This window comes from Alteromonas sp. V450, assembly GCF_001885075.1.
Lineage (GTDB): Bacteria > Pseudomonadota > Gammaproteobacteria > Enterobacterales > Alteromonadaceae > Alteromonas.
This window is the reverse complement of record NZ_MODU01000004.1, coordinates 3954729-3976965: the sequence shown is the minus strand read 5'-3', so window position 1 is coordinate 3976965 and position 22237 is coordinate 3954729. Positions and strand designations below refer to the sequence as shown.

The window sequence follows — 22237 nt, the reverse complement described above, 5'->3', positions numbered from 1 at the left end:
GTATCTCCTTATGCTGCCTTTGCCGGACTCTTGCGGGAATTGTAAAGCGTTGAGAAATAAACATCTTCAAGGTTGGCTGGTGCCGCGATAAAGCCTTCTGGCGCTTCATCGGCCATAATGTGCACAACATGCTTACCGGCAATAAGACGAGAAGAAATAAGGCTATACTGTTGCTCAATTTCTTTCAGTTCTTCCACACTGACCTGCTTACACCAAATACGCCCTTCTAACTGATAGGTGAGTTCAACAGGGTTCCCCTCTAACAAGATTTGTCCCTGCCCGAGCACTGCCATATTAGGGCAAAGCTCAGAAACATCATCCACGATGTGTGTAGAAAGAATAATGACTTTTTCTTCGCCCAAACTCACTAAAAGGTTATGAAATCGATTGCGTTCTTCAGGATCAAGACCCGCAGTTGGCTCATCCACAATAATCAAGTCGGGATCGCCAAGTAGCGCTTGAGCGATACCGAAACGCTGACGCATTCCCCCCGAATAGCCGCTAACCGCCTTATCTCGATGCTGCCACAGATTGGTATGTACCAATAGCCCTTCCACAGCTTCTTTGCGCTCCGCTTTGTTACTTAACCCCTTTAGAACAGCCAAATGGTCTAACAGCTTTTGCGCGCTTATTCGTGGGTACACACCAAAATCTTGCGGCAAATATCCCAGCCGCTGACGCAATTCGTTAGGCTTGGCAATCACGTCCGTTCCATCGAAAACAATACTGCCCTCATCAGGTGCTTGTAATGTAGCAATCGTTCTCATCAAAGACGACTTGCCCGCACCATTAGGGCCGAGCAGGCCAAACATGCCTTTAGGAATATTGAGATTAATACCGTCAAGCGCGCGAACGCCATTTGAATATGTTTTGGTAAGATGACTAATTGAGAGCATTGCTGGTCCGTCTGCTTAAAATTGTGTGTTTTCTAAGCTACGCTATCCTTTGAAAGGCGTAACCTCTAAATTTGTAACAATTTACAACGACGTATGCCTAAGCGGGCAAAATTTAACTGCTTTTTAACTACATCATTCGACAATGATTTGAGAGGGCGCTATATGCATACAAGCACCCCGCCTGAATATGTAAACGGAAACCGGTGCGGTTCTGTGGTTAATTAGTTAGGCCGCTTACTCTTCGCTTTTAATACTTAGCCTACGTTTCCATTTTATGATGTAGAAGCAAAACGCGGCCATGCTTCCGCCTGCGAACCACCCAGCAATAATATCGCTAGGCCAGTGTACGCCAAGCAAAACTCGGCTTAAACCAATGCAAAAAACTAGCAACGTAGTGGCAATATATATCCATATTCGAACAGGTTTGCTTCGTGCTAGATGCGTAAGTAAGTGGGCCACATAAAAGTAAACGAGTGTAGATAGCGTAGCGTGCGCGGAAGGAAAACTTTGCGTGTACACGTCAACATGCTGCAGGGCTAACGAAGGACGCGGTCTCGCAATACCGGCTTTAAGCAGAAATGTCATAGCAATTCCAACTGCAACAGCAACGACAAACGTGAGTGCTTTTTTATTCTCGCCCGCTATATTTAATGCTCCCGCGACCGATACCACAACAAAAATGAGCACGGTGTTGCTGCCTAGTGCCGTAGTATCTCTAAGTACGTCACTCTTCCAGCCTGATACGTTGCCAAATTCGCTTAGCGTATTAAAAACAGCTTTATCGAACGCTGTTAGAACACCCATGTATACAAAAAGCATGGTTAACAAGAACCCGGTTCCAAGTAATAAAACCTGAATAGAGGGGGTTTTGATAATGTCCCAAAACGGGGTAAGCACACCGCCGGCTTTCGATTTGCTGCTTGTCATAACTCTACTTCCATTTAGTTAATAAAGACGCTATTTGTCGTGTTTACTACCGCCTAGACAGTGGGGCGATGAGAGTGTTTGCCCGCCTCGTGCTTCCCACTCGTCGGGCGTATATGTATGAAGTGCTAACGCATGCACAGGTCCCTGTAAGACTTCAGCCGCAAGGCCGTTAATTTCTCTGTGCCGTGCAATTAATCGTTTTCCTTCGAAGGCGTCACTCACTACCGTTACTTTAAAATGGCTTTGCGCACCTTCTGGCACATTGTGCATAAAGCTCTCATCAACGACTTCGAGATACCTTGGGCTAAGTGCAGACTCGATTGTGGTTTCTAGAAACGCTTTTATTTGCATTTGGCTTACCTTGCTCTTTGAATAAGATGTCGAAATGTGAGGTTAATTCTACCACCAATAGGTTTAGCCGTCTTAGCAATACCGTGTACATAATGACTTTGTGTCGTTCCTGCCATTATCAATAAACTGCCGTGCTCAAGGATTTGAGTAAACTTTTCTTTTGTTTCTTTGTGCTTTAACACAAACGGCCTTGCCTCTCCTAAGGTGACTGAAGCAATAACGGGGTTGACACCCAATTCAGGTTCATCATCTGAATGAAAACTCATGCTGTCTTGCCCGTCTCGATACCAGTTCGCTAGTACACTGTTAAACGTCGATTTGTGGTTTAAAGCGCATAGCGCTTCACAACGATCTTTAATGTGGGAAAGACTTGTAGTCCAAGGATTCGGCGACATGGTCAGGTTTGAATAGGTATAAGTACACGCAGGATCACCGTGCCAGCTTTGAAGACGAGGTATTTTTACCGGCTTGCCAAACAACTTAATCGTATCTTGTCGCCAGGGTAATTCGTTCTGCAGTTGCGTAAAAAAAAGATCTGCGTCATTTTTTGATAATGCATTGGGAAAATAAGTTACGTCGCCTTCTGACAGCGGCAGCTTAAAAGGTGTAATACGGTCTTTTGGTGTCTCAAAAAGAGAAAATTGCATGCGTAACTATGTGTCTTTTATAGATGAGTAAAATTGTTTTTAAAACAACAGTTTGATGGTGCCAATTAAACACCAATAAACACAGCTTATACGATTGTTTACGTACGTACTGCAAATGTGGATTGTTGTGAGCGTAAGCAAGATGGCCTTTTATTAAATTACATTCAAAATCTAGAATAACGCCTAATTGGTTAGAGCCATGGTATTGATATGTTAATATAGCTATTGAGTACTTAAATTAAAAACGCATTCCCAAATGTGAATGCTTTGCGCCTTTCTTTAAAAAAGACTTCAATGAATACAGAATTTATTTTTGCCGACCGACAGTTTTCGCTGATCCGCTATCCCGAGAAACATCAGCACGTAAGCCTTCAAGCATGGGATAGCGCCGATGAACTTATCATTGAACATATTGAGACGTTAATAAGTGACGCGAAGCTTCCCGTTGGCCGCGGTGATAGTGACGGCGCGGTGATGATATTTAACGATGATTTTGGCGCATTGGGTTGCTGGTTCTCTCATTTGGCGCCGCACTGGGTTTCTGACTCCTACATATCGCTACGATCGTTACATGAGAATTTGAAAGCCAACCAGCTACTAGATATTTCTGCAGCCGATGACAAAAATGCACTACATTGCGCGCCGCTAAAGACACTAACCAGCGTGCAAAGCTTAACGTTCGAGCCAGCACAAGCCCCGAGTCTTATAGTGCTTAAGGTCCCCCGCGCCCTTGCTCTTCTTGAGCAACAGCTGATTGATTTACAGAAATATATTACACCTGACACACATATTGTCGCCACGGGCAAAGTGAAAGCGATTACCAAATCGGTACTCAACCTATTTGAGCGATACATTGGTCCCACCACGACTTCTCTTGCCAAAAAGAAATCACGACTTGTGTTTGCCACCCCTCGTAATTCAATCAAACTCGCTAATTCGCCTTATCCAACGCGTTGGCAGTGTAAAAGCACAACGGGTGAACTACTTACCATAGATAACCTTGCTAACACGTTCTCCCGACAATCACTAGATATCGGCGCACGCATTATGCTTGAACACATGACGGTGAGTGCTAATGACGTGGTAGTAGATTTAGGCTGCGGCAACGGCGTTCTTGGGGTAAATGCGCTGTCGCTTGCTCCTGATGCCAAAGTTATATTCGTGGACGAGTCATATATGGCGCTAGAAAGTGCCAGACGTAATGTACTAAACAACTTTCCGGATAAAATTGACCAGTGCGAATTTGTGGCAAGTAACTGTTTAGAAACTCTTTTGAATCGTGAAAATAGACCTGCCGTTACCAAAATTTTGTGTAACCCGCCTTTTCATCAGCAAAACGCCATTACCGATCACATTGCCTGGCAAATGTTTACAGACTCTCGTGAACTGCTTATCAAAAGTGGTCACTTGGTCGTGGTAGGAAACCGACACCTCGACTATCACATTAAACTTAAAAAGCTGTTTGGCGGCGCAAAGGTACTTGCGAGTGACAAAAAGTTCGTTATCTTAGGCACAGCAAAACGTTAAGCGCTTAAAATGAGATGCGCGAAATAAGAAATACTTTTAAAGGCACGTTTATGAATAGACTACTCTTCCCCGTTCTTTTCGCTATTATGCTGATAACCAGTAGCTCTGCGGTTATGGCAAAAAAAGACGATGGCTCTCACGTACAGCCTGATAACTACTATCCACGGGTTAAGATTGAAACCACTATGGGCGATATCGTGGTTGAGTTAGACCGAAGACGGGCGCCCATTACCGCAAATAATTTTCTGCGCTATGTAGACAAGCGCGCTTATGAAGACACTATTTTTCACCGCATTGTGAGAGGATTTGTTGTGCAAGGTGGAGGGTATACCGCCGACTTCAACGGCAAGTCAAACTTTCCAGATATCTTCAATGAGTCGGGTAATGGTTTAACTAACGACCTTTATACCATTGCAATGGCCAGGCAAAATGATCCGCACACGGCGAACCGGCAGTTTTTCTTTAACGTGAATGATAACAGCAGCTTAAATCCGGGAAGAGACTGGGGTTACGCAGTTTTTGGCGTCATAGTAGAAGGCGAAGAAATTGTTGACGCCATGTCAGAGGTAGAAACTGAATACTCAATTCGCTTAAATGCTAACAACGTGCCTATTGAGCCGATAATCATAAAAAAAATGACCGTACTACCGCCACTATAAATTTACCTTCGTGAACGTAGGTTGCGACGGGCGCGTCGTTACCTACCTATTCAGCGTGGTCGGTGTAGCGTCAACCAAAATAGGCGCTGTTGTTCAAAGCTTTTATCAAAGTAAAACCCGTGGTCCTCAAACCCTAAACGCAGTAACAATTGCTGAGATTTTTTATTCTTAGGATGTGTCATTGCAGTGAGAAACGCATACCCATTTTCGCGTGCCCAGCCTATTACTGCATTGCACGCTTCATAGCAGAGCCCCTGTCCCCTTGCCTGAGGCAGCATAGCAAAACCCAAATCGGGACATTCAAAAGCAAAGCGGTTAAACAGACCGCAAACACCGAGCGGTATGTTGTTATGCTTATCCTCAACAGCAAGCAAACCGTATCCCCACTCTTCTCTTTGCGCGTTAGTTCTTGCTATATAATCGCACGCGTCATCGAGTGAATTAACATTTCGGCTGCCAATAAATTTTAACCACATTTCCTCTTTCTGAAGCGCTAAGACCCAGTGTTTGTCAGCAAAGGTAAGCGGTCTTAGAAAGAGTCTTTCACTTTTTAAATGTGCGATCCGTTCGGCCACAGGCGTTACCTCTTAGGGGCAGTGTTCTCAACGTTATCATTGCGTCTTGTAGCAGTAGTTACATCGACTCAGTGCCTACCAGCAATTCGTCTATTTTTTGTTGGTTGGCTATATCGACTACGGCCGCTCTCGGATACTTCGGTGAACGTCGATCATTCACTCTATTGTGTCGCCAGAACGATGTTTGAGCAATAAATGCTTGTGCTTCAACTTCCCCTCCCTGTTCCAAGCACCCTGAAATACATGTGTCGATATACGTTTGGTGCACCGGATAACGGTGTGAAGCAGGTTGAACAGCCAATGTTTCACACATCCAAAACGTAAAAGGTGCGAGCGCATTTTCAATTGCAACTTGCTCTTCTCTTGCGAGGGAAGTTGAACGGTTAAGATGAATATCGTGTAGAGCCACCTGTATAAATCGATAATCTTTTTCTCGCTCTTGTAAGCCGGGATTGATATCGGTGGGGATCAAGTGTGCGTTTAATTGTTTATCTCGGTTTCGAATAGCCCCCACGTACGTCTGTTGCTCTTGCTCACTACGGGTTATCCAGCCCCGTTCAAACCCCTTCACATTTACGGGAATAGATTGTGTATAAATGTTTGAAAAACGTTCTCGGCTGTCTTTACTTAACAAGCTTCCATACCCCAATACCATGTGCTTGTGATTGAGATTGTTTAACCACTTTACAACATCACTCATTCAATACCTTTTTTGGCTGCGTCATCGGTAATTTTCGTACTAACAAAAAAGGCGGTGTTGCTACACCGCCTTCTAAAACCGCGCTATGTTTCTAGCTTGTGCTTAAAACAACGCTCTCACACCCATAGTAAAGTTTCTACCTGGAAGCGGTGCTTGGTCTTTTAAGAAAGATGTATGAACACGGGCTTCTTCGTCAGTTAGGTTTTCACCACGAGCAAACACTACCCATTCAATGCCCTGTGTGCCAAACTCATATTGTACGCTCGCGTTAACTAGCGTATAGCCATCTGTTGTAGTCTCAAATGATGCAACGTCCTCCTGGTCGTCGTACCACGTAAAGCCCACGTCAGCGCTCAAACCATCGTTCACGTAGCTTAGTTCACTACCAAAACGCATTGGCGGTGTGCGCGGAAGATTGTCATCTTCTATCTCTGCACGAATATAGTCACCAAATACAGTTAAGCGCAGCGTGTCTGTTAAATCAACGTAAGTCTCCGCTTCGAAGCCCCAGATGTCGGCGTCAGCCTGCTGGAAATAATAGATTGGCAAACCTTCTTCATCGCCGTGCTCATCATGTCCATGCTCTTCATGCTCGCTCTCTAATCCTTCTTCTTCGTGCTCATCATGTTCTTCGTGCTCACCAAGCGCAATTAAGCCAGTGCTTGTTTGGAAGATATAGTCGTCAGCTTGATTGTAGAAGAAAGACGCGCTGTAGCCCCAACTGCCGGTATATTTACGAAACGTAATGTCAAGATTGGTACTGACTTCTTCTTTTACGCCTTTAAGCGTTTCTTCAATATGGCCTTCTTCATCCATATCAAATACTAAACCCACCTCGTAGCTTTGCGTTGCTAAATGCTGGCCTGCAGAGAAAAGTTCTTGCTGGCTAGGCGCGCGTTCGCTGCGTGATAAGGTCACAGCAATTGAATGACCTTCCTGGTATTCCCAGTTAGCGCCCGCTGAAAGCGATAAGCTGGTAAAATCGTAGTCAGGGAAGTTGAAAGCAACAGCATGCTCTTCATGTTCTTCACCTTCATGCTCCTCGTCGTGCTCTTCGCCTTCGTGTTCCTCGCCTTCATGCTCTTCATGTAAAACCTCAAGTTCCACTTCGCTGGCGTCAGCGTCCAAGGTGGTACGCTCAAGTCGGCCGCCAAGCTCAAACGTCACATCGCCTACATTTTTTTGCTCTACAATATAAAGTGCGTAGCTTGATGTAGTATTAGCCGGAGTAAAGGCTTCCTCACCCACAGCGTTATAATCACTATGATTAAACTGTAGGCCGAATACGCCATGCCAGCCATTCACTTCTTCATGATAAGCAGATAGACGGATATCGCTCGATTCATTAGTAAAAACCGTACCTGGCTCGCCGTCTTCAATTTCAGCATGTTTGTAATCGGTGTAGGCTGCTGCAAACTTGAGGTTTGTCAGCCCACGTACTGGAGAGTGCCATTCACCTGCTGCTTGATAGCGAGTCATATCCACATCAAGTAACACACCTTCTTCACCGTGCTCGTCATGACCATGCTCTTCATGATCGTGCTCTTCACCCTCATGCTCTTCGTCGTGATCTTCATGGTGCTCTTCTTCACCATGAGCATGACTATGACCAGGTACGCCATATTCGTTGTCAAGCTGCTCTACAGCAAAACCGAAGTAGCCTTCTTCTGCCACGTAAGAAAGACCTGCAACAATATTGCGAGTTTCCATCGCGCTGCTTTCTAATTCACCGTTAGGCTCATCGTCATCGGGTTCGATAGACGCAAAGCCCGGAATATCCGCGTTGTCTGTGTCGCGATAAAAGCCATCTACATGCCATACGATATTACCGCTACCACCCGTTACATCAGCACGGGTATAAGAACCATTATTCACCGTGCTGTAGCTAGTTTCAGCTTCACCTTCTACGCCGTCTATCTGATACTGAGGAATACGTTTGTCAACCACGTTCACCACACCACCAATAGCGCCACTGCCGTATTGAAGCGTTGCTGGGCCGCGCAACACTTCAACTTGGGTTGCGCTTGAAAGGGTAGCCGCTACGTTATGATCTGGACCAACGCGAGATACGTCAGAAACATCTAAACCGTTTTGAACAATCTTGACACGCGGACCATCGTTACCACGAATAATTGGGCTACTTGAAACTGGGCCAAAATAGGTACTGTGTACACCGGGCGCATTTTTGAGAGTTTCACCTAAGGTTGGTGCTTCAATTTTGCGTAGCTTGTCAGCTCCGATAACCGTCACTGGCGTAACCGATTCGAGTACCGATGATTGAAGCGCGTTGGCGGTAACCACAATATTTTCAACGGATGCTGGCTTTAAGACAAAGTCGACTTTTTGGTCGGTATTAACGTCGCCTAAGTCGTTATCGCCATGAATGTAGTTAGAAGAATAAACATGTAAATGAATATGTGGCTGCTTTACATCGTCGAAGCGGTACACACCGTTTACATCGGTGTAAGCCACGCGGCGGCTGCCTTCAATTTTTACTTCAGCCCCTGCGACAGGTTGCCCTGCCGTGTCGGTGACTTTTCCCGTTACTGTGGTGGCATACACAGGCGCACTTAACAGCCCTGCTATGGACAAACTTAGCAGCGAACGCATTTTCATGGGTATTCCTCTGAGGATGTTATAACATTATCTAGTGATGTTATAACATTTTTCAGCATTGCCGTGCTCATGTCAACCGCAGGCCAATGTAAGTTACGCCTTATCTACGCTAATTTAATGTTTTGTAACTATTTAGGTGCAAAGCCTTCGCTTTTCTGCCCCATTAAACGTCTCTAAGCTCTGCTTACCGTGAAGTTGATCACCTCTTGTATGTGCGATGCATTGGTTTTAAGCATAAGTAATCGGTCGATGCCCAGCGCCACGCCCGCACACGCTGGTAAGCCTGCGTTAAGTGCACTTAGAAAGTTTTCATCAATGGGCTTTTGGGGTAACCCCGTTTCTTTGCGTTTTTCGTTGTCCGTTTCAAAACGCTCACGCTGCTCTTTTGCTGCACTTAACTCATGAAACCCGTTAGCAAGTTCAGCGCCTTGGTAATACACCTCAAAGCGTTCAGCAACCCGTTCATCAGAGGAGCTTAGCTTGGCAAGCGCCGCTTGAGACGCGGGAAAGTTGTAAATGAAACACGGTTTTTCGTTACCAATTTGAGGCTCAATAGCATAACTGAACAGCAACTGTAATTTGCTGTCATGGCTTAGATGTTGCGGCGCATCAATATCTACGCCTTGCTCTTTCATTGCCTTTAGTAAAACATTGTCATCAGCATTTAGCGGATCAATATTCAAATAGGTTTGAAAGGCTTGCTGATACGTCATTTTATCGGCAGAGGCAGTGTTTAACGTTTCTTGCAGTAAGGCGTCAACCTCGTCCATTAACGCGAAGTGATCAAAGCCTAGGCGATACCACTCTAGCATAGTGAACTCTGGGTTATGCCAACGCCCTTCTCCTTCGTGGCGAAACGCTTTACATACTTGATAAATACTCCCGCTGTCAGCACATAATAAACGCTTCATGGCATATTCAGGGGAAGTTTGAAGATACAGCGTCGTAGGCTTACCGGATGAGGCAAAGTTGAATTGCGTGTCAAACGCATCTAAATGCTCATCGGTGACCGTGCCGTTTGAAAGTAAAGGCGTATCAACCTCTAACACGTTTCTTGCGTAAAAAAACTCACGGATTGTTCTGAGTAATTCTGCTCGCGCAACACGGGCTTCATAAGTGGTAGTAGGCTGCCAAGATTGCATGTATTCAAACCTAAGAAGAATAGCTAAAACAAAAAGCCGGCACACAAAGGCACCGGCTTTACACGTAAACTCAGATATTATTTTTGTGCGCGAGACACGTATTCGCCAGAGCGCGTATCTACACGGATAACTTCGCCTGTTTGAACGAATAGAGGAACGCGGACAACTGCACCAGTGCTAAGCGTTGCTGGCTTACCGCCAGTACCCGCTGTATCACCTTTAAGGCCAGGATCAGTTTCCGTGATTTCTAGCTCAACAAAGTTTGGTGGCGTTACTGTGATAGGTGAACCGTTCCACAATGTAATAGTACAAACGTCGTTTTCTACCAACCACTTTTTATTCTCGCCCACTGCTTTTTCGTCTGCAGCGATTTGTTCGAATGTATCGTTGTTCATAAAGTGGTAGAATTCGCCGTCGGTGTATAAGTAGGCAAGTTCCGTATCCATTACGTCTGCGCCTTCTACTGATTCACCTGAGCGGAAAGTTTTTTCTAAAACTTTACCTGAAATAAGCTTGCGGATTTTTACGCGATTAAACGCTTGGCCCTTACCCGGCTTTACGTATTCGTTTTCTAGAATGTTGCAAGGTTCGCCGTCCAGCATGATTTTCAGGCCGCCTTTGAACTCGTTAGTGCTGTAATTAGCCATAATTCCTCTGTCTAAACATAAGGTACAAAAAGTTTCGTGGAACAAATAATACCTAAAAAACCGATTTCTGTAGAGCATAACTGGCAAAAAGAATTGGCAAGTAGCTTTACTGATCCTGCAAAGCTGTTACAACACTTAGGTTTAGACCAAGAAAAATACGCTCAACACATTAAAGCACGTCGACTTTTTCCTATGCGTGTGCCACGACATTTTGTGGACTTAATGGAAAAGGGCAACCCTAACGATCCTCTTTTTTTGCAAGTTATGCCGTTAAGCGACGAGTTTCTAACATCACCAGGTTATAGCGAAGATCCACTCGACGAGCACGACACCGCAGGCAAAGGCATATTGCATAAATACGATTCTCGCGTGTTATTGATGGTTCGCACCGGTTGCGCGGTAAACTGCCGTTACTGTTTTCGCCGCCATTTCCCCTACGCCGACAATGCAGTAAGTAAGCATCAATGGCTTGATGTGCTCGACTACCTTCAAAATAATCGCAAAATCAATGAGGTAATTTTTTCAGGTGGCGACCCACTGATGGCAAAAGATGATCATTTGTCGTGGTTAGCCAGTGAAATTGCCGCTATCTCCCATATAAAGCGCCTACGTATTCATAGTCGCTTGCCGGTAGTACTGCCAGAGAGAATTAGCCATGACTTTGTTGAGTGGTTTACCGCATTGCCGCTTCAAAAAGTGTTGGTGCTGCATGCAAACCACGCGAACGAGATGTCAGAAACACTAAAATCTCGATTAAACACATTACGAGAAAGAGGTGTAACCCTACTTAATCAGTCGGTATTGCTAAAAGGTGTGAACGATTCCGGTGATGCAATTAGTGATTTAAGTGAAGCCTTGTTTGAGGCTGGTGTTCTGCCCTATTACTTACACGTGCTAGATAAAGTGCAGGGTGCGAGTCATTTTTATGTGAGTGATTATGAAGGGCGCACAATTATGGAAGAAGCGATAAAGCGCCTGCCGGGCTTCTTGGTGCCAAAACTGGTGAGAGAAATTGGCGGTCAACCCGGCAAAACGCCTATCGACTTACATTTGCATCCGTAACTTACGCGTAGGTATCAATGTTGGCGCCTAACGCGGGGTTTGAAGATGACGCTTTTGGTACGTCAGCGGCTGATTCCAGCAGCTGAAGCGACGCTTTTCCCTCTTGCTCTTGCTGGCTTTTTGCCAACTTAAGAGAGGCCAACTCAAGTGACGCACCGGACGTTCCAGAGGCACTAGCACCTTGTAGATCCATACCATTTTCCTTTGTTGCTTGTAGCAAAGTAAAAAAATGGGCAGAATTGCCCACCCTTACGGCGTGTTGTCCATTACATAAAAAGCAAGCGGCTTAATTGCCCGCAGACTTCGTAATTTACAACTGACTTCAGGTTATCGGCCTTGAAAGGCGAAACTTTAATCATTATTTACCGTGATACATTCGGCGTAGCATAAATGATAGCTGCGCAATATATATGAACATTAAGTGTGCGGCTAACACGTGCACCGGATTACATTAGAAACAAAAGGCGTGACCATGCAACAGAGCCAAGAGATGCAAGCTGTCCATCAACAACTTCAAGAAACACTTCAAACGCTGCACCGCAAAGCTGTTGATGCCGACCAAATACTAGATAGTTTACAGCGCGATCAAAAAGGGAAGTTTGCAGCCGTTTTCGCAGATGACAGTGGGTTTAGCACATCAGCAAAGCGCTTTGGTCCATATGTTCAAGAGATTGCAAGTGACTGGCAATCGCTAAAAGAACTCGATGACAATGCGGCCAAAAAAGCGCTAGCGCCATTGGTAAAGAAAATAGAGTTGGCGCTGGTCACCATTGCTCAATTTCAGCAGTCACTGTCAAAGAGCTAGTACGCGCAGATAGAGATATGAAAAGGAAAGTCCGCTTTATTCGCGGACTTTATTGTATTTTCTGCTTTCTTACAGCGCACTCTTCAACGCCTTACTGATTATTTTTGATAAAGCGGCAAAGCACCAATTCTACGCTTAATTTCCTGTACCTCTTTCAAGTAATCCTCGCTGTCAACCTTCTGGTATTGGTTAGTAAACGCTTGCTTACTTAAACCCTCAGGCAGCCCGTCTATAGATGGGATAATTTCAAGTTCACTTTGAATACGGGCTATCGTGTTTTGCACATCTAGCGCCGTACTTGGATTGGTGGCAACTTTCGCAAACTCAGTCCCCGACATGTCTGCCGCTAAATCCACAAAACTATAGCCAGAGCCACCATTACCTCGGTCCATAAGCTCTTTAAATTCACCAATTGCCAACGACATACCTTGCTCGGCCATCAGCTCTAATGCGGCTGAAATAATAAAATGGCGGGCTAAATCATTGCGATGATGAAGCACAGCGCCTCTACGTGGCTTAAGGGCTCTGTCGGAGTTCGGTTGAATATCGCCGATTAAGGTACCCACACGATGATGGCCCACATACACAGCCAATGCAAAAATTACCGCTTTGTTATGCAGAACGGCATCCTGGGGCGTCTGGCTTTGTTCACGAGCTCGCGCCATCCCTTCTCGTAAATATTCTATGAGAGAAACCGGCTCATCTGATAACGCTATTTCTCTTCCAGAAAGATAGCGAAGATAATACGCTGACAAACGTTGCAGTGCCGTTTCTTTATTTACAGACATATTAGACGTAACGACATTCAGTTCACTTAGCAGTGCATCTAAGCGCCCAATATCAAGAGTAAGCTCGCCGCTTTGCATCGTCACACGTTCAACCCGCGATAGTGCAATAGTCGCTATTTCTGATTGCGTGTAAGAATTCACCGTGCGCTCTAGCAAGCCGAGTAAAAAACGCCCGGGAATGGTTAAGTCGCCAACTTGAACTTGTTCTATGCGAAGGCTATTACCAGGTAAAACTAACGCTGACGCGTTAACGTAATATCCCGTGTTTTTAATGGCATAGGTAATGTGGATGGTGCCAGCTAATGGCGAGATACTCACTACGCCTTTAAAGTCAGGCAATGCTCGCTGCAACACGCCCACAAGGCTTTCCACTTGCGTTTCACTAAGCGTTACCTCGTGACTTTCTTCTCGCCGAGAAAAGGCTTGCTGCAGCTGCCCAAGCAACTGGTTAACACTGTCGGCACCATCTAGTTGCGTGGGCGCTGTCGATGCGACTAAAGGCTGTTTTTGTACAGCTAAAATAGTCACACTAGCTACGCCGACAACAAGCAAAACAACCATAATGGCGATAATAATCAAAAGCCATTTAACGCTACGCAAAATCATGAGAAATCAGCTTTACCTGTCATAACAATTAATAAAAAAATAGGTTAGCGCCTTCAGTGTTCTTCGTTGTGCGGCAAACAACACTATGCCCTAAAGTGCTGGTTATACTACGTTATCTATTTTCGCGCCACCAGCGACAAGTGGCACAACAAGTCGGTAATTGATCACCACCGAAAAAGCTAAACAGAGAATTCACTGCCTACCCAATCTTTCAGACTTGTGTAACGCGCTGTGGCGCCAGACAAGTCATGATACTTCGACAAATCTGTGGGTATCACTACGCAGGCTATGTTTGCAGCAAGTGCCGCTGTCATGCCGGTTTGCGTGTCTTCAATTGCCACACATTCACCCGGTATTTTTTCTAGCTTGTCCATCGCAAGAGTGTAACAGTCAGGCGCAGGCTTACTGTGCTCAACGTCTTCAACGGCAACCACACAGGAAATAAAATTACCTAAACCATAGTGAGACAAGGTTTTTTCTACCGATTTTTTACTTCCCCCAGTCACAATGCCAATGGTGTAGCCTTTGTGTGCACAATGTTCAATGGTTTCTTTAGCAAACGGCATTAAGGGAAACGCTTGTTTATCTAAGTAGTCGCTAATACTTTTGTGTTTTTGCTCTGCTAGCACCTGCGGCGCTACATCAATATTAAAATGTTCGACAAGATCCACAGCATTTTGCTTTACGGGAATACCCGCCATCACTTCACAATAAAACCCTTCGCTTAGTTCAATATCGTACGCCAACAAAATGTCTTTCCACAGGTCAAAATGTACGGATTCTGAGTCAATAAGGGTACCGTCGTGATCAAATAATAGCGTTGTGGTTTTATCACTTACCGCTATCTGGCGGGTTGATGAAGATACTGAGTTAAATGTCAAAATAAACCTCCTTGCTAGTTCAATACCAGAACATGCCAGAACAGTGCCAGTGCTGTGGTACACTGGGACACTCACGAATTAGGACAATTTCAACGTGGAGCAAATTGGGTGCTTTACCACATTTTAGGCTTTGCCAGTGCCGCGCTGTTTTTACTGACATGGTTAGGATTATGGTCACAAATTAAGGCCATGACGCGCTTTCAAGTGCCTGTTTCTAGCGAGAGTGACGATGCTAACTATAGTTTGTCACTTAACCAGTTTGGCTCTAGCTATTTTGCCTTTTTCTCTATTTTTCTATTTGGCATTTCGGTAGAGCCTTTCAACCATTATTTGGTGTGGACCCGTTTTGGGGCGCTCATTCTTACGCTCATTATCATTTGGAAAATTTGGCAGCACAGGCGTACTACAATTTCAGGTTACGTTGCCGCAGTCGCCTTGCTAGCTCTCATTGGTGGTACTCTTTCCATTGCTTTTCGCCCTTTCCCAGCGCTTGCACAACTTGGCGCAAACACCTTAATGCTGGTTGTAACCGTTATCTTGTTTCAAGGTTCACTGCACCAGTGGTTTGTACTGCAGCGCAGACGAAAAGTGGGCTCGCTGTCATTTGCGCTGTTTCGCAATATATTGATAAAAGACGTTAGCACTCTATTGTTTGGCCTAACAATGCCCTTAAGCCAAAGCTGGCCGCTGCTTATCTTAAATGGCACTAGCGTAATTATGCGTGGCAGTATTTTATTGCAGATGCACAAACTAAAACGCCGAGAACTTTCCGTATCAGGATAGTTTCTCGGCGTTTCTACTTTGTTTCGTGTAGCGATAAGGTTGCTTGCCTAGCGGTCACTTGTTTGAGCAGCGTTATCAATACACGCTTCTACAAATAAGCACAATAGTGACGCGCTTCTGCAATCTACAACGCCACTTCAGCCATATTACCTTTGCTTTCAAGCCATGTTTTGCGATCGCCAGAACGCTTTTTAGCAAGCAACATGTCCATCAACTCCATCATTTCTTCTGCGTCTTCAATGGTTAGCTGAACAAGGCGACGGGTGTTCGGGTCCATGGTGGTTTCGCGAAGCTGTAGCGGGTTCATTTCCCCCAAGCCTTTGAAGCGCTGCACGTTAACTTTGCCACGTTTCTTTTCCGCTTCAATTCGGTCAAGAATGCCCTGTTTCTCGCCTTCATCTAGCGCGTAATACACCTCTTTGCCTACATCTATTCTAAATAGCGGCGGCATAGCGACATACACATGACCTTGTTCTACCAAGGTTCGGAAATGACGCACAAAGAGCGCACATAGTAACGTTGCAATGTGTAGCCCATCGGAGTCAGCATCGGCAAGAATACATATTTTACCGTAGCGCAAACCAGACAGGTCCGCCGAATCTGGGTCGATACCTAGCGCAACTGAAATATCGTGAATTTCCTGTGATGCCAATACCTGAGAAGAGTCGACTTCCCAGCTATTTAAGATTTTACCGCGCAGCGGCATAATGGCCTGAAATTCTCGGTCTCGCGCTTGCTTGGCCGAGCCACCCGCCGAGTCACCCTCTACTAAAAACAGTTCAGAGTAAGAAATATCTTGTGATGAGCAGTCGGTCAGTTTACCGGGTAGTGCAGGCCCTTGGGTAACCTTTTTACGGGCAACCTTTTTGGTTTGACGAAGGCGGCGCTGTGCATTGTTGATACACATTTCAGCAAGGGCTTCGGCAATTTCCGTATGCTGGTTTAGCCAAAGGCTGAATGCGTCTTTCACCACGCCTGATACAAACGCACTGGCCTGACGTGAAGACAGGCGTTCTTTAGTCTGCCCGGCAAACTGCGGGTCCTGCATCTTAGTCGACAGGATATAGGCACAGCGGTCCCAAATGTCATCAGGCGATAACTTAACGCCACGGGGCATTAAGTTTCTAAATTCGCAGAATTCGCGCATTGACTCTAGTAAGCCTTGGCGCAGCCCGTTAACGTGTGTTCCGCCTTGCGCTGTAGGAATAAGGTTAACGTAGCTTTCCGTTACCAAATCACCACCTTCAGGCAACCACATTACGGCCCAATCGGCGGCTTCTGTGTTGCCGCTGAATGTACCTACAAATGGCGCATCAGATGGTAAGGTTTCAAACTCCTCTACCGCTTGATAGAGGTAGTCTTTAAGCCCGTCTTCGTAATACCACTCTTGGCTTTCTTTGGTGATCTTATTGTCGAAGCGAATGCGCAGGCCTGGGCTTAACACCGCTTTTGCACGCAAGTTGTGTACAAGTCGGCTGGCGGAGAATTTTGCCGAGTCGAAGTATTGCGGGTCAGGCCAGAAATGAACGCGAGTTCCTGTATTGCGCTTTCCGCAGGTATCAATAACGTGTAGGTCTTCAACTTTGTCGCCGTTTTCAAAGGCAATTTGATATACGTTACTGTCTCGTCGAATCGTTACTTCCACGCGCGTTGAAAGCGCGTTAACTACCGAGATCCCCACTCCGTGAAGACCACCAGAGAAGGCATAGTTTTTATTTGAAAACTTACCACCCGCGTGAAGTTTACAGAGAATAAGCTCAACGCCCGATATTCCCTCTTCAGGGTGAATATCTACCGGCATACCACGACCATCGTCGATAACTTCTAACGATTGGTCTTCATGCAAAATTACTTTGATGTTAGAGGCGTGCCCGGCAAGCGCTTCATCCACACTGTTATCGATGACTTCCTGCCCCAAGTGATTTGGGCGGGTGGTGTCGGTGTACATACCAGGGCGGCGTTTTACGGGGTCAAGGCCGTTTAAAACCTCGATAGCATCTGAATTGTATTGATTTGACATAGTTATGGTTGTTATTTAAGCCAGCGACAAAGAAAGAGGTACGTGGCACTAAGGATAGCTATAGTAACTTCAGTAAGCATAGCGCCACACAACATACGTTTGATGTTAGCAGGGCGAGTACAGACTGGCAATGCGCTTATTTAAGCAAAAACTCGGCAATAGCAGGCAAGTGATTTTCGTAACCTACAAAGCTGTGATCGCCGCCTTCTTCAATAACCAAATGACTTTGTGCGTATTTCTCTGCAGCCAAGCGGTAATCCAGTGTTTCATCCTCGGTCTGAAGCAGCACTTTGTAATTGCCTGGCGTTTTAATTGAGGAAGCTTCTAATGCTTGGATTACCCCCATATCACTTTCTACTATTTCAAACTTTTCTTTGCTGTAAGGGTTTTCATGAGCACCGATAAAGCCCTGCAAAAGCTCGTAGGGTCGCACCGCAGGGTTAATTAACACAGCTTTGCCACCAAACTTTTCAAGCAAATACGTAGAGAGATACCCTCCCATTGAGCTACCAATAAGTTTCAGCCCATTTTCACGCAGTGCTGGGGTAGTCTCAATAAGTGTAATTAGCTGCGCTTCCACTTTACTGGGGAAGTTAGACAACTCTGGAATATGTAAGGTGACGTTTGAGTGGTGCTGCTCAAAATACGCTTTTGTGGCCTGCGCCTTTATCGATTTTGGCGAACTGAGAAAGCCGTGAAGGTATAAAATATGCTGCATATTGGTCTTTTTTCTTGGTTGTGATTTTTTGATTTGAGTACAAACAGGTATTAACTTAAACCCGAATAACCCTTACGTCCATCGAGCCGTCGTCGTTCAATTTGAAAACTTGATAGCCCGGTGCGTCTGAACTCACCCCAAATTCATGTTGCATTTCCCATTGCCAGCAGGTGGAGGGAGTTCCATAGGATGGGGTTTGATGCTTTCCTACATACTGTCGCAATGGCGAATGCACATGACCATGCACAAACGCTCTTAGCTGTGGGTGATCATCTGCTAACGATACAAGACGCTCAGCATTAGTGAGAAAGTGCTTATCCATCCAACTGTTTGACGGCAATATGTGATGATGAAGCGCAACAAGATGATTTGTCTGCGGTGACGTAGTTAACGATTGCTCTAGCGCCTGTATATCGCTTTCTTTTACTTCCCCCGCTGCCGTATGCATATTACTTGTAGCGCGGGTATCCATGCCGTGTATTTGCCAATTGCATAAGATTAACGAGTCATTGCATAGTAAGTGCCGACTGCCAACGTACGTTTCGAAGTACGGGTTGTTGTCATGGTTTCCCGCCAGCACAAACCATTCTATATTTGTTGGCGTAATATATTGCTCCATCAATGCAACAAAATACTGATAGCTCTCAGGGGAATTATCGCCACTAATATCCCCAGTAACCAGCACGACTACTTGGTGCTTTGCTCTCTGCTGGGGCTCATTGGCAACGTCTTGAACAACGTAATTTTGGATATCTGAAAGCACGCGTGCTAATGAGCAATAAGGCGCGATGCCCGCATATCCCGTCTTATCTTTGTCTTTTAATAAGTGGCAATCACTTAGCTGAATGAGTGTTATCACGCTTCAGAAGTAACGTTTGAGGAATGTTGCAAACAGAAGTTTAGCCATTCAGCTAAAAAGATATTCACCATGTGCTTTTCGTTACGCTGGCGCATTTTCAAATTCGGATACTCGTATGACGGTTCAAGCGCTCCTGTGTTTTGACTATTGATAACCTCAGCCATTCTGGCATCGTGATAAAGGCGCACCGTCATTGTTGGAGTTAAGTAGGTGGGTAAATCTTTTGTCGTCTGTTTAATGTTAATTGTACTGGTGTAGCGCGCAGACTCGACTATCTGAATTTCGTATGACAATCCCTTACCGATAGAAAATGCATAACGTAAATCCTCCGTATCGCAGTCAGGTAGTATTCTCAGTACATAAGAATAGTTAAGCTCGCAAAGCGCTTGCATTGACGGAAGATGGGGTACGTATTTTCGTTGGTTACGTTGAGTCACGATGCCTGCCATTGCTCCATAAGTTGTGTTTTGTGCATAAAGAACCATTGTAGCGCAATTACCGCCGCGGCGTTGTCTATATGGCCATTTTCAAGCCATTCAAGGGCGGTATTTTCTTTTACCCTGTGTACTTTAATATCTTCAGACTCGCTTTCTAAGCCATGTATGCCCTGGGCTTTGCTTGCATTAGTTTGCGCTATAAAAATATGTAATCTTTCTGTGGTACCGCCCGGACTTGATAAATAGCTTAGCGCCTTGGTCAAGTTCTGTAATTCGATCCCCGCTTCTTCCATTGATTCTCTGTGGCACACGGCTTCAGGCGTTTCACCTTTATCAATCATGCCGGCAATAATTTCTATTAGCCAAGGGCTTGAAGATGTGGCTAACGCCCCAATTCTTACTTGCTCAATAAGCACAAACTCCTGAAGAATGGGATCGTAGGGTAAGACCCCCACCGCGTGACCGCGCTCGAAAATTTCTCGCGTTACGGTATCGCTCCATTCTCCATTAAAACACTTGTGCTTAAACTTATACTGATTCATGGTAAAGAAACCACGATAAACTGGCTTGATGTCGGAGATTTCGACGTCATTTGAGGTAAATGAAAGGAATTCCTTGCTCATTTGCTGACACTTATGGTTCAAATAGATTTATCATACATAGTACATTTACACACCTATCGTGTATACGCGTGAAAAATGCTACGAAGGATGTAAAAATAAAACGGAAAACTCAGATTACAAGTCGTCTATTACTATAATAATTGCGTGGGTAGATCACATATTCTGTTACAGTTAAACGAATACTGTTACGAGTTTGGACTTTCGGTTTGTGGTTGAATTTTCATACACTTGATTTAAATAAGTCGTCTCAACAAGACTACGACGACACAACTTGTACACAACAGGAAGACGTAAGCATGAAACGAACACTTCTGTCGCTGGTTATCGGAGTTTCGATGACAACTAGTGCGCTGGCCGATGACTTAATGATGGTTTATCAACAAGCACTGGCTAACGACCCATTAGTGAACCAAGCGAAAGCGCAACGTGATGCTGCGTTTGAGGGGATAAGCATAAGTAGAGCGAGTTTGCTGCCTCAAATTTCAGGCTCAGTTGGTTATACCCAATCAGAATCTGAACGTTTTCAGCAAGCCGCTGGCGACAACGGGCTACAGGTATTCACTACCGATACCGAAGTGACAACGCTGAATTATGGTCTGTCTTTATCAATGTCGCTTTATGACCATGCTAACTGGTTAGGGTTGAATAGAGCAGAGAAAGTTGCAGAGCAAAGTGATGCACAACTTGCTGCAAGTATGCAAGACGTAATAGTACGCACGGTAACCGCTTATTTCGACGTGCTTCGTGCGCGTGACAATGTTGAGTTTGTGGGTGCCGAGAAACGCGCTATTGAACGACAGCTTGAACAAACCCGTCAGCGTTTCGAAGTTGGACTGACGGCCATTACAGATGTTCACGAAGCTCAGGCAAATTATGACAGCACTGTTGCTCAAGAAATACAGGCGAAAAATCAGCTTGAATTCGCACTAGAAGCACTTCGTGTAATAACAGGTAAATACCACGACCGGTTATTTGGTTTAAACACTGAAAACTTCTCGGCCACTATGCCGGTGCCAGAAACCGTGGATAACTGGCTTAAAACGGCTCAAGATAAGAATTTGTCGCTGCTTGTCGACCGTTTAGCAATGGATGTTGCAAAAGAAGATATTGCTATTGCACGTACAGGCCATTTACCAACGTTGTCACTATCGGGTAGCTACGGCAGGTCGAAAGATGACGTAGACGCTGAAGTGCTTAACGATGACGGCTCTACCACGCCCTTTGGTTATGAAACACCTTATTTAGATAACCAGTCGATTGGCATCACACTGAGCGTACCCATTTATCAGGGTGGCAGTGTTAACGCACAGACCTCACGAGCAAAATATAACTACGTTGCAGCAAGCCAAGCTGCCGAGCAGACGTACCGTCAAACCGTACAGTCCGTTCGCAGTTCGTTTAACAATGTAAAAGCATCTATATCGACTATTCGCGCACTTGAGCAGTCTGTCGTTTCTGCAGACAGCGCATTAAAAGCGACGGAAGCCGGTTTTGATGTCGGCACGAGAACAATTGTAGATGTTCTAGACAGCACGCGTAATCTTTTCGATGCACAGCGCAACTTAGCGGGTGCTCGTTATGACTTTATTCAATCAGTTATTACGCTCAAGCAAGCTGCTGGTACATTAACAAGCGAAGACGTTGCAATGATCAATCGCGGCTTAACGCCTGCTGAGAAAGACGGCAACAGCTAGTGAATGTTTGCGCCTGAACCTTTGCAGTTTTGGGCGGCTCGCAAAATGATATGCAAAGGGTAGCAATTAATGCTGCCCTTTTTGTTTTCTACGGTAAAATGGATGTCGTTAGTTTGTGGGCGAATACTTATTAAGAATAGCGAGAAGCTGCTGATACTCGTTAAGCAAATACTCTGCATTTTGTTTATTGAATGTGAAGTTGGCTAAACACTCAGATACTGACTGCAGCTTGCTCTGCAACAGTTGTATTTCGTCATCCATGATAATGCCCCTT

Annotated in this window: 24 protein-coding genes; 6 read left to right on the top strand and 18 right to left on the bottom strand. The window is 45.2% G+C overall.

Annotation, left to right across the window (positions count from 1 at the left end):
- Positions 1–8 precede the first annotated feature (8 nt).
- The 4 genes from BK026_RS17600 to BK026_RS17585 form a co-directional block, all read right to left on the bottom strand.
- Positions 9–896, bottom strand: coding sequence for an ABC transporter ATP-binding protein (locus BK026_RS17600; RefSeq protein ID WP_071816996.1), 888 nt, complete (start codon positions 894–896; stop codon positions 9–11).
- A 234-nt stretch (positions 897–1130) separates the two neighbouring features.
- A complete protein-coding gene (locus BK026_RS17595; protein WP_071816995.1) occupies positions 1131–1823 on the bottom strand; it encodes a phosphatase PAP2 family protein in 693 nt (230 codons plus the stop codon).
- Between the two features lie 30 nt (positions 1824–1853).
- Positions 1854–2174: a BolA family transcriptional regulator gene (locus BK026_RS17590; protein WP_071816994.1), complete on the bottom strand. Its 321-nt coding sequence runs from the start codon at positions 2172–2174 to the stop codon at positions 1854–1856.
- A 5-nt stretch (positions 2175–2179) separates the two neighbouring features.
- Positions 2180–2821, bottom strand: coding sequence for an alpha-ketoglutarate-dependent dioxygenase AlkB (locus tag BK026_RS17585; RefSeq protein WP_071816993.1), 642 nt, complete (start codon positions 2819–2821; stop codon positions 2180–2182).
- A 294-nt stretch (positions 2822–3115) separates the two neighbouring features.
- Between BK026_RS17585 and BK026_RS17580 the strand changes: the two genes are divergently transcribed.
- Positions 3116–4348 carry a methyltransferase gene (locus tag BK026_RS17580; protein ID WP_071817756.1) on the top strand — a complete coding sequence of 411 codons (1233 nt, stop codon included), beginning with the start codon at positions 3116–3118 and terminating at the stop codon, positions 4346–4348.
- A gap of 50 nt (positions 4349–4398) precedes the next feature.
- The gene (locus BK026_RS17575) at positions 4399–5007 is read left to right on the top strand and encodes a peptidylprolyl isomerase (RefSeq protein ID WP_071817755.1); all 609 of its coding nucleotides are present in this window, start codon (positions 4399–4401) and stop codon (positions 5005–5007) included.
- A gap of 50 nt (positions 5008–5057) precedes the next feature.
- On the opposite strand, the gene BK026_RS17570 is transcribed toward BK026_RS17575, so the two are convergent.
- The 5 genes from BK026_RS17570 to efp form a co-directional block, all read right to left on the bottom strand.
- Positions 5058–5582 carry a GNAT family N-acetyltransferase gene (locus BK026_RS17570; protein ID WP_071816992.1) on the bottom strand — a complete coding sequence of 175 codons (525 nt, stop codon included), beginning with the start codon at positions 5580–5582 and terminating at the stop codon, positions 5058–5060.
- A 58-nt stretch (positions 5583–5640) separates the two neighbouring features.
- Complete coding sequence (locus tag BK026_RS17565; RefSeq protein ID WP_071816991.1) at positions 5641–6282, bottom strand: gamma-glutamylcyclotransferase; 642 nt, start codon at positions 6280–6282, stop codon at positions 5641–5643.
- 102 nt (positions 6283–6384) lie between these two features.
- The gene (locus BK026_RS17560) at positions 6385–8898 is read right to left on the bottom strand and encodes a TonB-dependent receptor (protein WP_071816990.1); all 2514 of its coding nucleotides are present in this window, start codon (positions 8896–8898) and stop codon (positions 6385–6387) included.
- A 173-nt stretch (positions 8899–9071) separates the two neighbouring features.
- Positions 9072–10061, bottom strand: a complete 990-nt coding sequence (gene epmA / locus BK026_RS17555) for an elongation factor P--(R)-beta-lysine ligase (protein ID WP_256253946.1) — start codon at positions 10059–10061, stop codon at positions 9072–9074.
- Positions 10062–10117: 56 nt separating this feature from the next.
- Entirely contained in the window at positions 10118–10687 is a 570-nt protein-coding gene (gene efp / locus BK026_RS17550) for an elongation factor P (protein WP_014975647.1), read from the bottom strand.
- A gap of 36 nt (positions 10688–10723) precedes the next feature.
- Between efp and epmB the strand changes: the two genes are divergently transcribed.
- Positions 10724–11749 carry an EF-P beta-lysylation protein EpmB gene (gene epmB / locus BK026_RS17545; protein WP_071816988.1) on the top strand — a complete coding sequence of 342 codons (1026 nt, stop codon included), beginning with the start codon at positions 10724–10726 and terminating at the stop codon, positions 11747–11749.
- 1 nt (position 11750) lies between these two features.
- Here epmB and BK026_RS17540 read toward each other — a convergent pair whose 3' ends face one another.
- Positions 11751–11942 carry a hypothetical protein gene (locus tag BK026_RS17540; RefSeq protein WP_071817754.1) on the bottom strand — a complete coding sequence of 64 codons (192 nt, stop codon included), beginning with the start codon at positions 11940–11942 and terminating at the stop codon, positions 11751–11753.
- Between the two features lie 279 nt (positions 11943–12221).
- Here BK026_RS17540 and BK026_RS17535 point away from each other — a divergent pair, with 279 nt between their 5' ends.
- Positions 12222–12554: a hypothetical protein gene (locus BK026_RS17535; protein WP_083575119.1), complete on the top strand. Its 333-nt coding sequence runs from the start codon at positions 12222–12224 to the stop codon at positions 12552–12554.
- Between the two features lie 98 nt (positions 12555–12652).
- On the opposite strand, the gene BK026_RS17530 is transcribed toward BK026_RS17535, so the two are convergent.
- Positions 12653–13948, bottom strand: coding sequence for a hypothetical protein (locus BK026_RS17530; RefSeq protein ID WP_071816987.1), 1296 nt, complete (start codon positions 13946–13948; stop codon positions 12653–12655).
- Between the two features lie 179 nt (positions 13949–14127).
- Positions 14128–14829 carry an HAD family phosphatase gene (locus BK026_RS17525; protein ID WP_071816986.1) on the bottom strand — a complete coding sequence of 234 codons (702 nt, stop codon included), beginning with the start codon at positions 14827–14829 and terminating at the stop codon, positions 14128–14130.
- A gap of 108 nt (positions 14830–14937) precedes the next feature.
- Here BK026_RS17525 and BK026_RS17520 point away from each other — a divergent pair, with 108 nt between their 5' ends.
- A complete protein-coding gene (locus BK026_RS17520) occupies positions 14938–15612 on the top strand; it encodes a hypothetical protein (protein WP_071816985.1) in 675 nt (224 codons plus the stop codon).
- 124 nt (positions 15613–15736) lie between these two features.
- Here the strand turns inward: BK026_RS17520 and parE are convergent, their stop codons facing one another.
- The 5 genes from parE to nudF all read right to left on the bottom strand — a co-directional run bounded on the left by parE (position 15737) and on the right by nudF (position 20269).
- Positions 15737–17632: a DNA topoisomerase IV subunit B gene (gene parE / locus BK026_RS17515; protein ID WP_071816984.1), complete on the bottom strand. Its 1896-nt coding sequence runs from the start codon at positions 17630–17632 to the stop codon at positions 15737–15739.
- Positions 17633–17768: 136 nt separating this feature from the next.
- Positions 17769–18350 carry a YqiA/YcfP family alpha/beta fold hydrolase gene (locus BK026_RS17510; RefSeq protein WP_071816983.1) on the bottom strand — a complete coding sequence of 194 codons (582 nt, stop codon included), beginning with the start codon at positions 18348–18350 and terminating at the stop codon, positions 17769–17771.
- Between the two features lie 55 nt (positions 18351–18405).
- A complete protein-coding gene (locus BK026_RS17505; RefSeq protein WP_071816982.1) occupies positions 18406–19209 on the bottom strand; it encodes a metallophosphoesterase in 804 nt (267 codons plus the stop codon).
- Positions 19206–19601: a DUF1249 domain-containing protein gene (locus BK026_RS17500; protein ID WP_177247945.1), complete on the bottom strand. Its 396-nt coding sequence runs from the start codon at positions 19599–19601 to the stop codon at positions 19206–19208. Before BK026_RS17500 ends, BK026_RS17505 begins: the two co-directional genes overlap by 4 nt.
- Before the next feature lie 41 nt (positions 19602–19642).
- The gene (gene nudF, locus BK026_RS17495) at positions 19643–20269 is read right to left on the bottom strand and encodes an ADP-ribose diphosphatase (protein WP_071816980.1); all 627 of its coding nucleotides are present in this window, start codon (positions 20267–20269) and stop codon (positions 19643–19645) included.
- Between the two features lie 296 nt (positions 20270–20565).
- Between nudF and tolC the strand changes: the two genes are divergently transcribed.
- Entirely contained in the window at positions 20566–21963 is a 1398-nt protein-coding gene (tolC, locus tag BK026_RS17490) for an outer membrane channel protein TolC (protein ID WP_071817752.1), read from the top strand.
- A gap of 108 nt (positions 21964–22071) precedes the next feature.
- Here tolC and BK026_RS19725 read toward each other — a convergent pair whose 3' ends face one another.
- The gene (locus tag BK026_RS19725; protein WP_177247927.1) at positions 22072–22224 is read right to left on the bottom strand and encodes a hypothetical protein; all 153 of its coding nucleotides are present in this window, start codon (positions 22222–22224) and stop codon (positions 22072–22074) included.
- Between the last annotated feature and the right edge of the window lie 13 nt (positions 22225–22237).

Excerpts from the sequence above, each read along its gene's own strand:
- BK026_RS17530 (WP_071816987.1), bottom strand. The coding sequence starts at position 13,948 with ATGATTTTGCGTAGCGTTAAATGGCTTTTGATTATTATCGCCATTATG.
- BK026_RS19725 (WP_177247927.1), bottom strand. The coding sequence starts at position 22,224 with ATGGATGACGAAATACAACTGTTGCAGAGCAAGCTGCAGTCAGTATCT.
- parE (WP_071816984.1), bottom strand. The coding sequence starts at position 17,632 with ATGTCAAATCAATACAATTCAGATGCTATCGAGGTTTTAAACGGCCTT.
- BK026_RS17510 (WP_071816983.1), bottom strand. The coding sequence starts at position 18,350 with ATGCAGCATATTTTATACCTTCACGGCTTTCTCAGTTCGCCAAAATCG.
- BK026_RS17500 (WP_177247945.1), bottom strand. The coding sequence starts at position 19,601 with ATGCAAGCGCTTTGCGAGCTTAACTATTCTTATGTACTGAGAATACTA.
- BK026_RS17580 (WP_071817756.1), top strand. The coding sequence starts at position 3,116 with ATGAATACAGAATTTATTTTTGCCGACCGACAGTTTTCGCTGATCCGC.
- tolC (WP_071817752.1), top strand. The coding sequence starts at position 20,566 with ATGAAACGAACACTTCTGTCGCTGGTTATCGGAGTTTCGATGACAACT.
- BK026_RS17560 (WP_071816990.1), bottom strand. The coding sequence starts at position 8,898 with ATGAAAATGCGTTCGCTGCTAAGTTTGTCCATAGCAGGGCTGTTAAGT.
- BK026_RS17540 (WP_071817754.1), bottom strand. The coding sequence starts at position 11,942 with ATGGATCTACAAGGTGCTAGTGCCTCTGGAACGTCCGGTGCGTCACTT.
- BK026_RS17600 (WP_071816996.1), bottom strand. The coding sequence starts at position 896 with ATGCTCTCAATTAGTCATCTTACCAAAACATATTCAAATGGCGTTCGC.
- nudF (WP_071816980.1), bottom strand. The coding sequence starts at position 20,269 with ATGAGCAAGGAATTCCTTTCATTTACCTCAAATGACGTCGAAATCTCC.
- BK026_RS17590 (WP_071816994.1), bottom strand. The coding sequence starts at position 2,174 with ATGCAAATAAAAGCGTTTCTAGAAACCACAATCGAGTCTGCACTTAGC.
- BK026_RS17585 (WP_071816993.1), bottom strand. The coding sequence starts at position 2,821 with ATGCAATTTTCTCTTTTTGAGACACCAAAAGACCGTATTACACCTTTT.
- BK026_RS17565 (WP_071816991.1), bottom strand. The coding sequence starts at position 6,282 with ATGAGTGATGTTGTAAAGTGGTTAAACAATCTCAATCACAAGCACATG.
- BK026_RS17595 (WP_071816995.1), bottom strand. The coding sequence starts at position 1,823 with ATGACAAGCAGCAAATCGAAAGCCGGCGGTGTGCTTACCCCGTTTTGG.
- BK026_RS17535 (WP_083575119.1), top strand. The coding sequence starts at position 12,222 with ATGCAACAGAGCCAAGAGATGCAAGCTGTCCATCAACAACTTCAAGAA.
- efp (WP_014975647.1), bottom strand. The coding sequence starts at position 10,687 with ATGGCTAATTACAGCACTAACGAGTTCAAAGGCGGCCTGAAAATCATG.
- BK026_RS17575 (WP_071817755.1), top strand. The coding sequence starts at position 4,399 with ATGAATAGACTACTCTTCCCCGTTCTTTTCGCTATTATGCTGATAACC.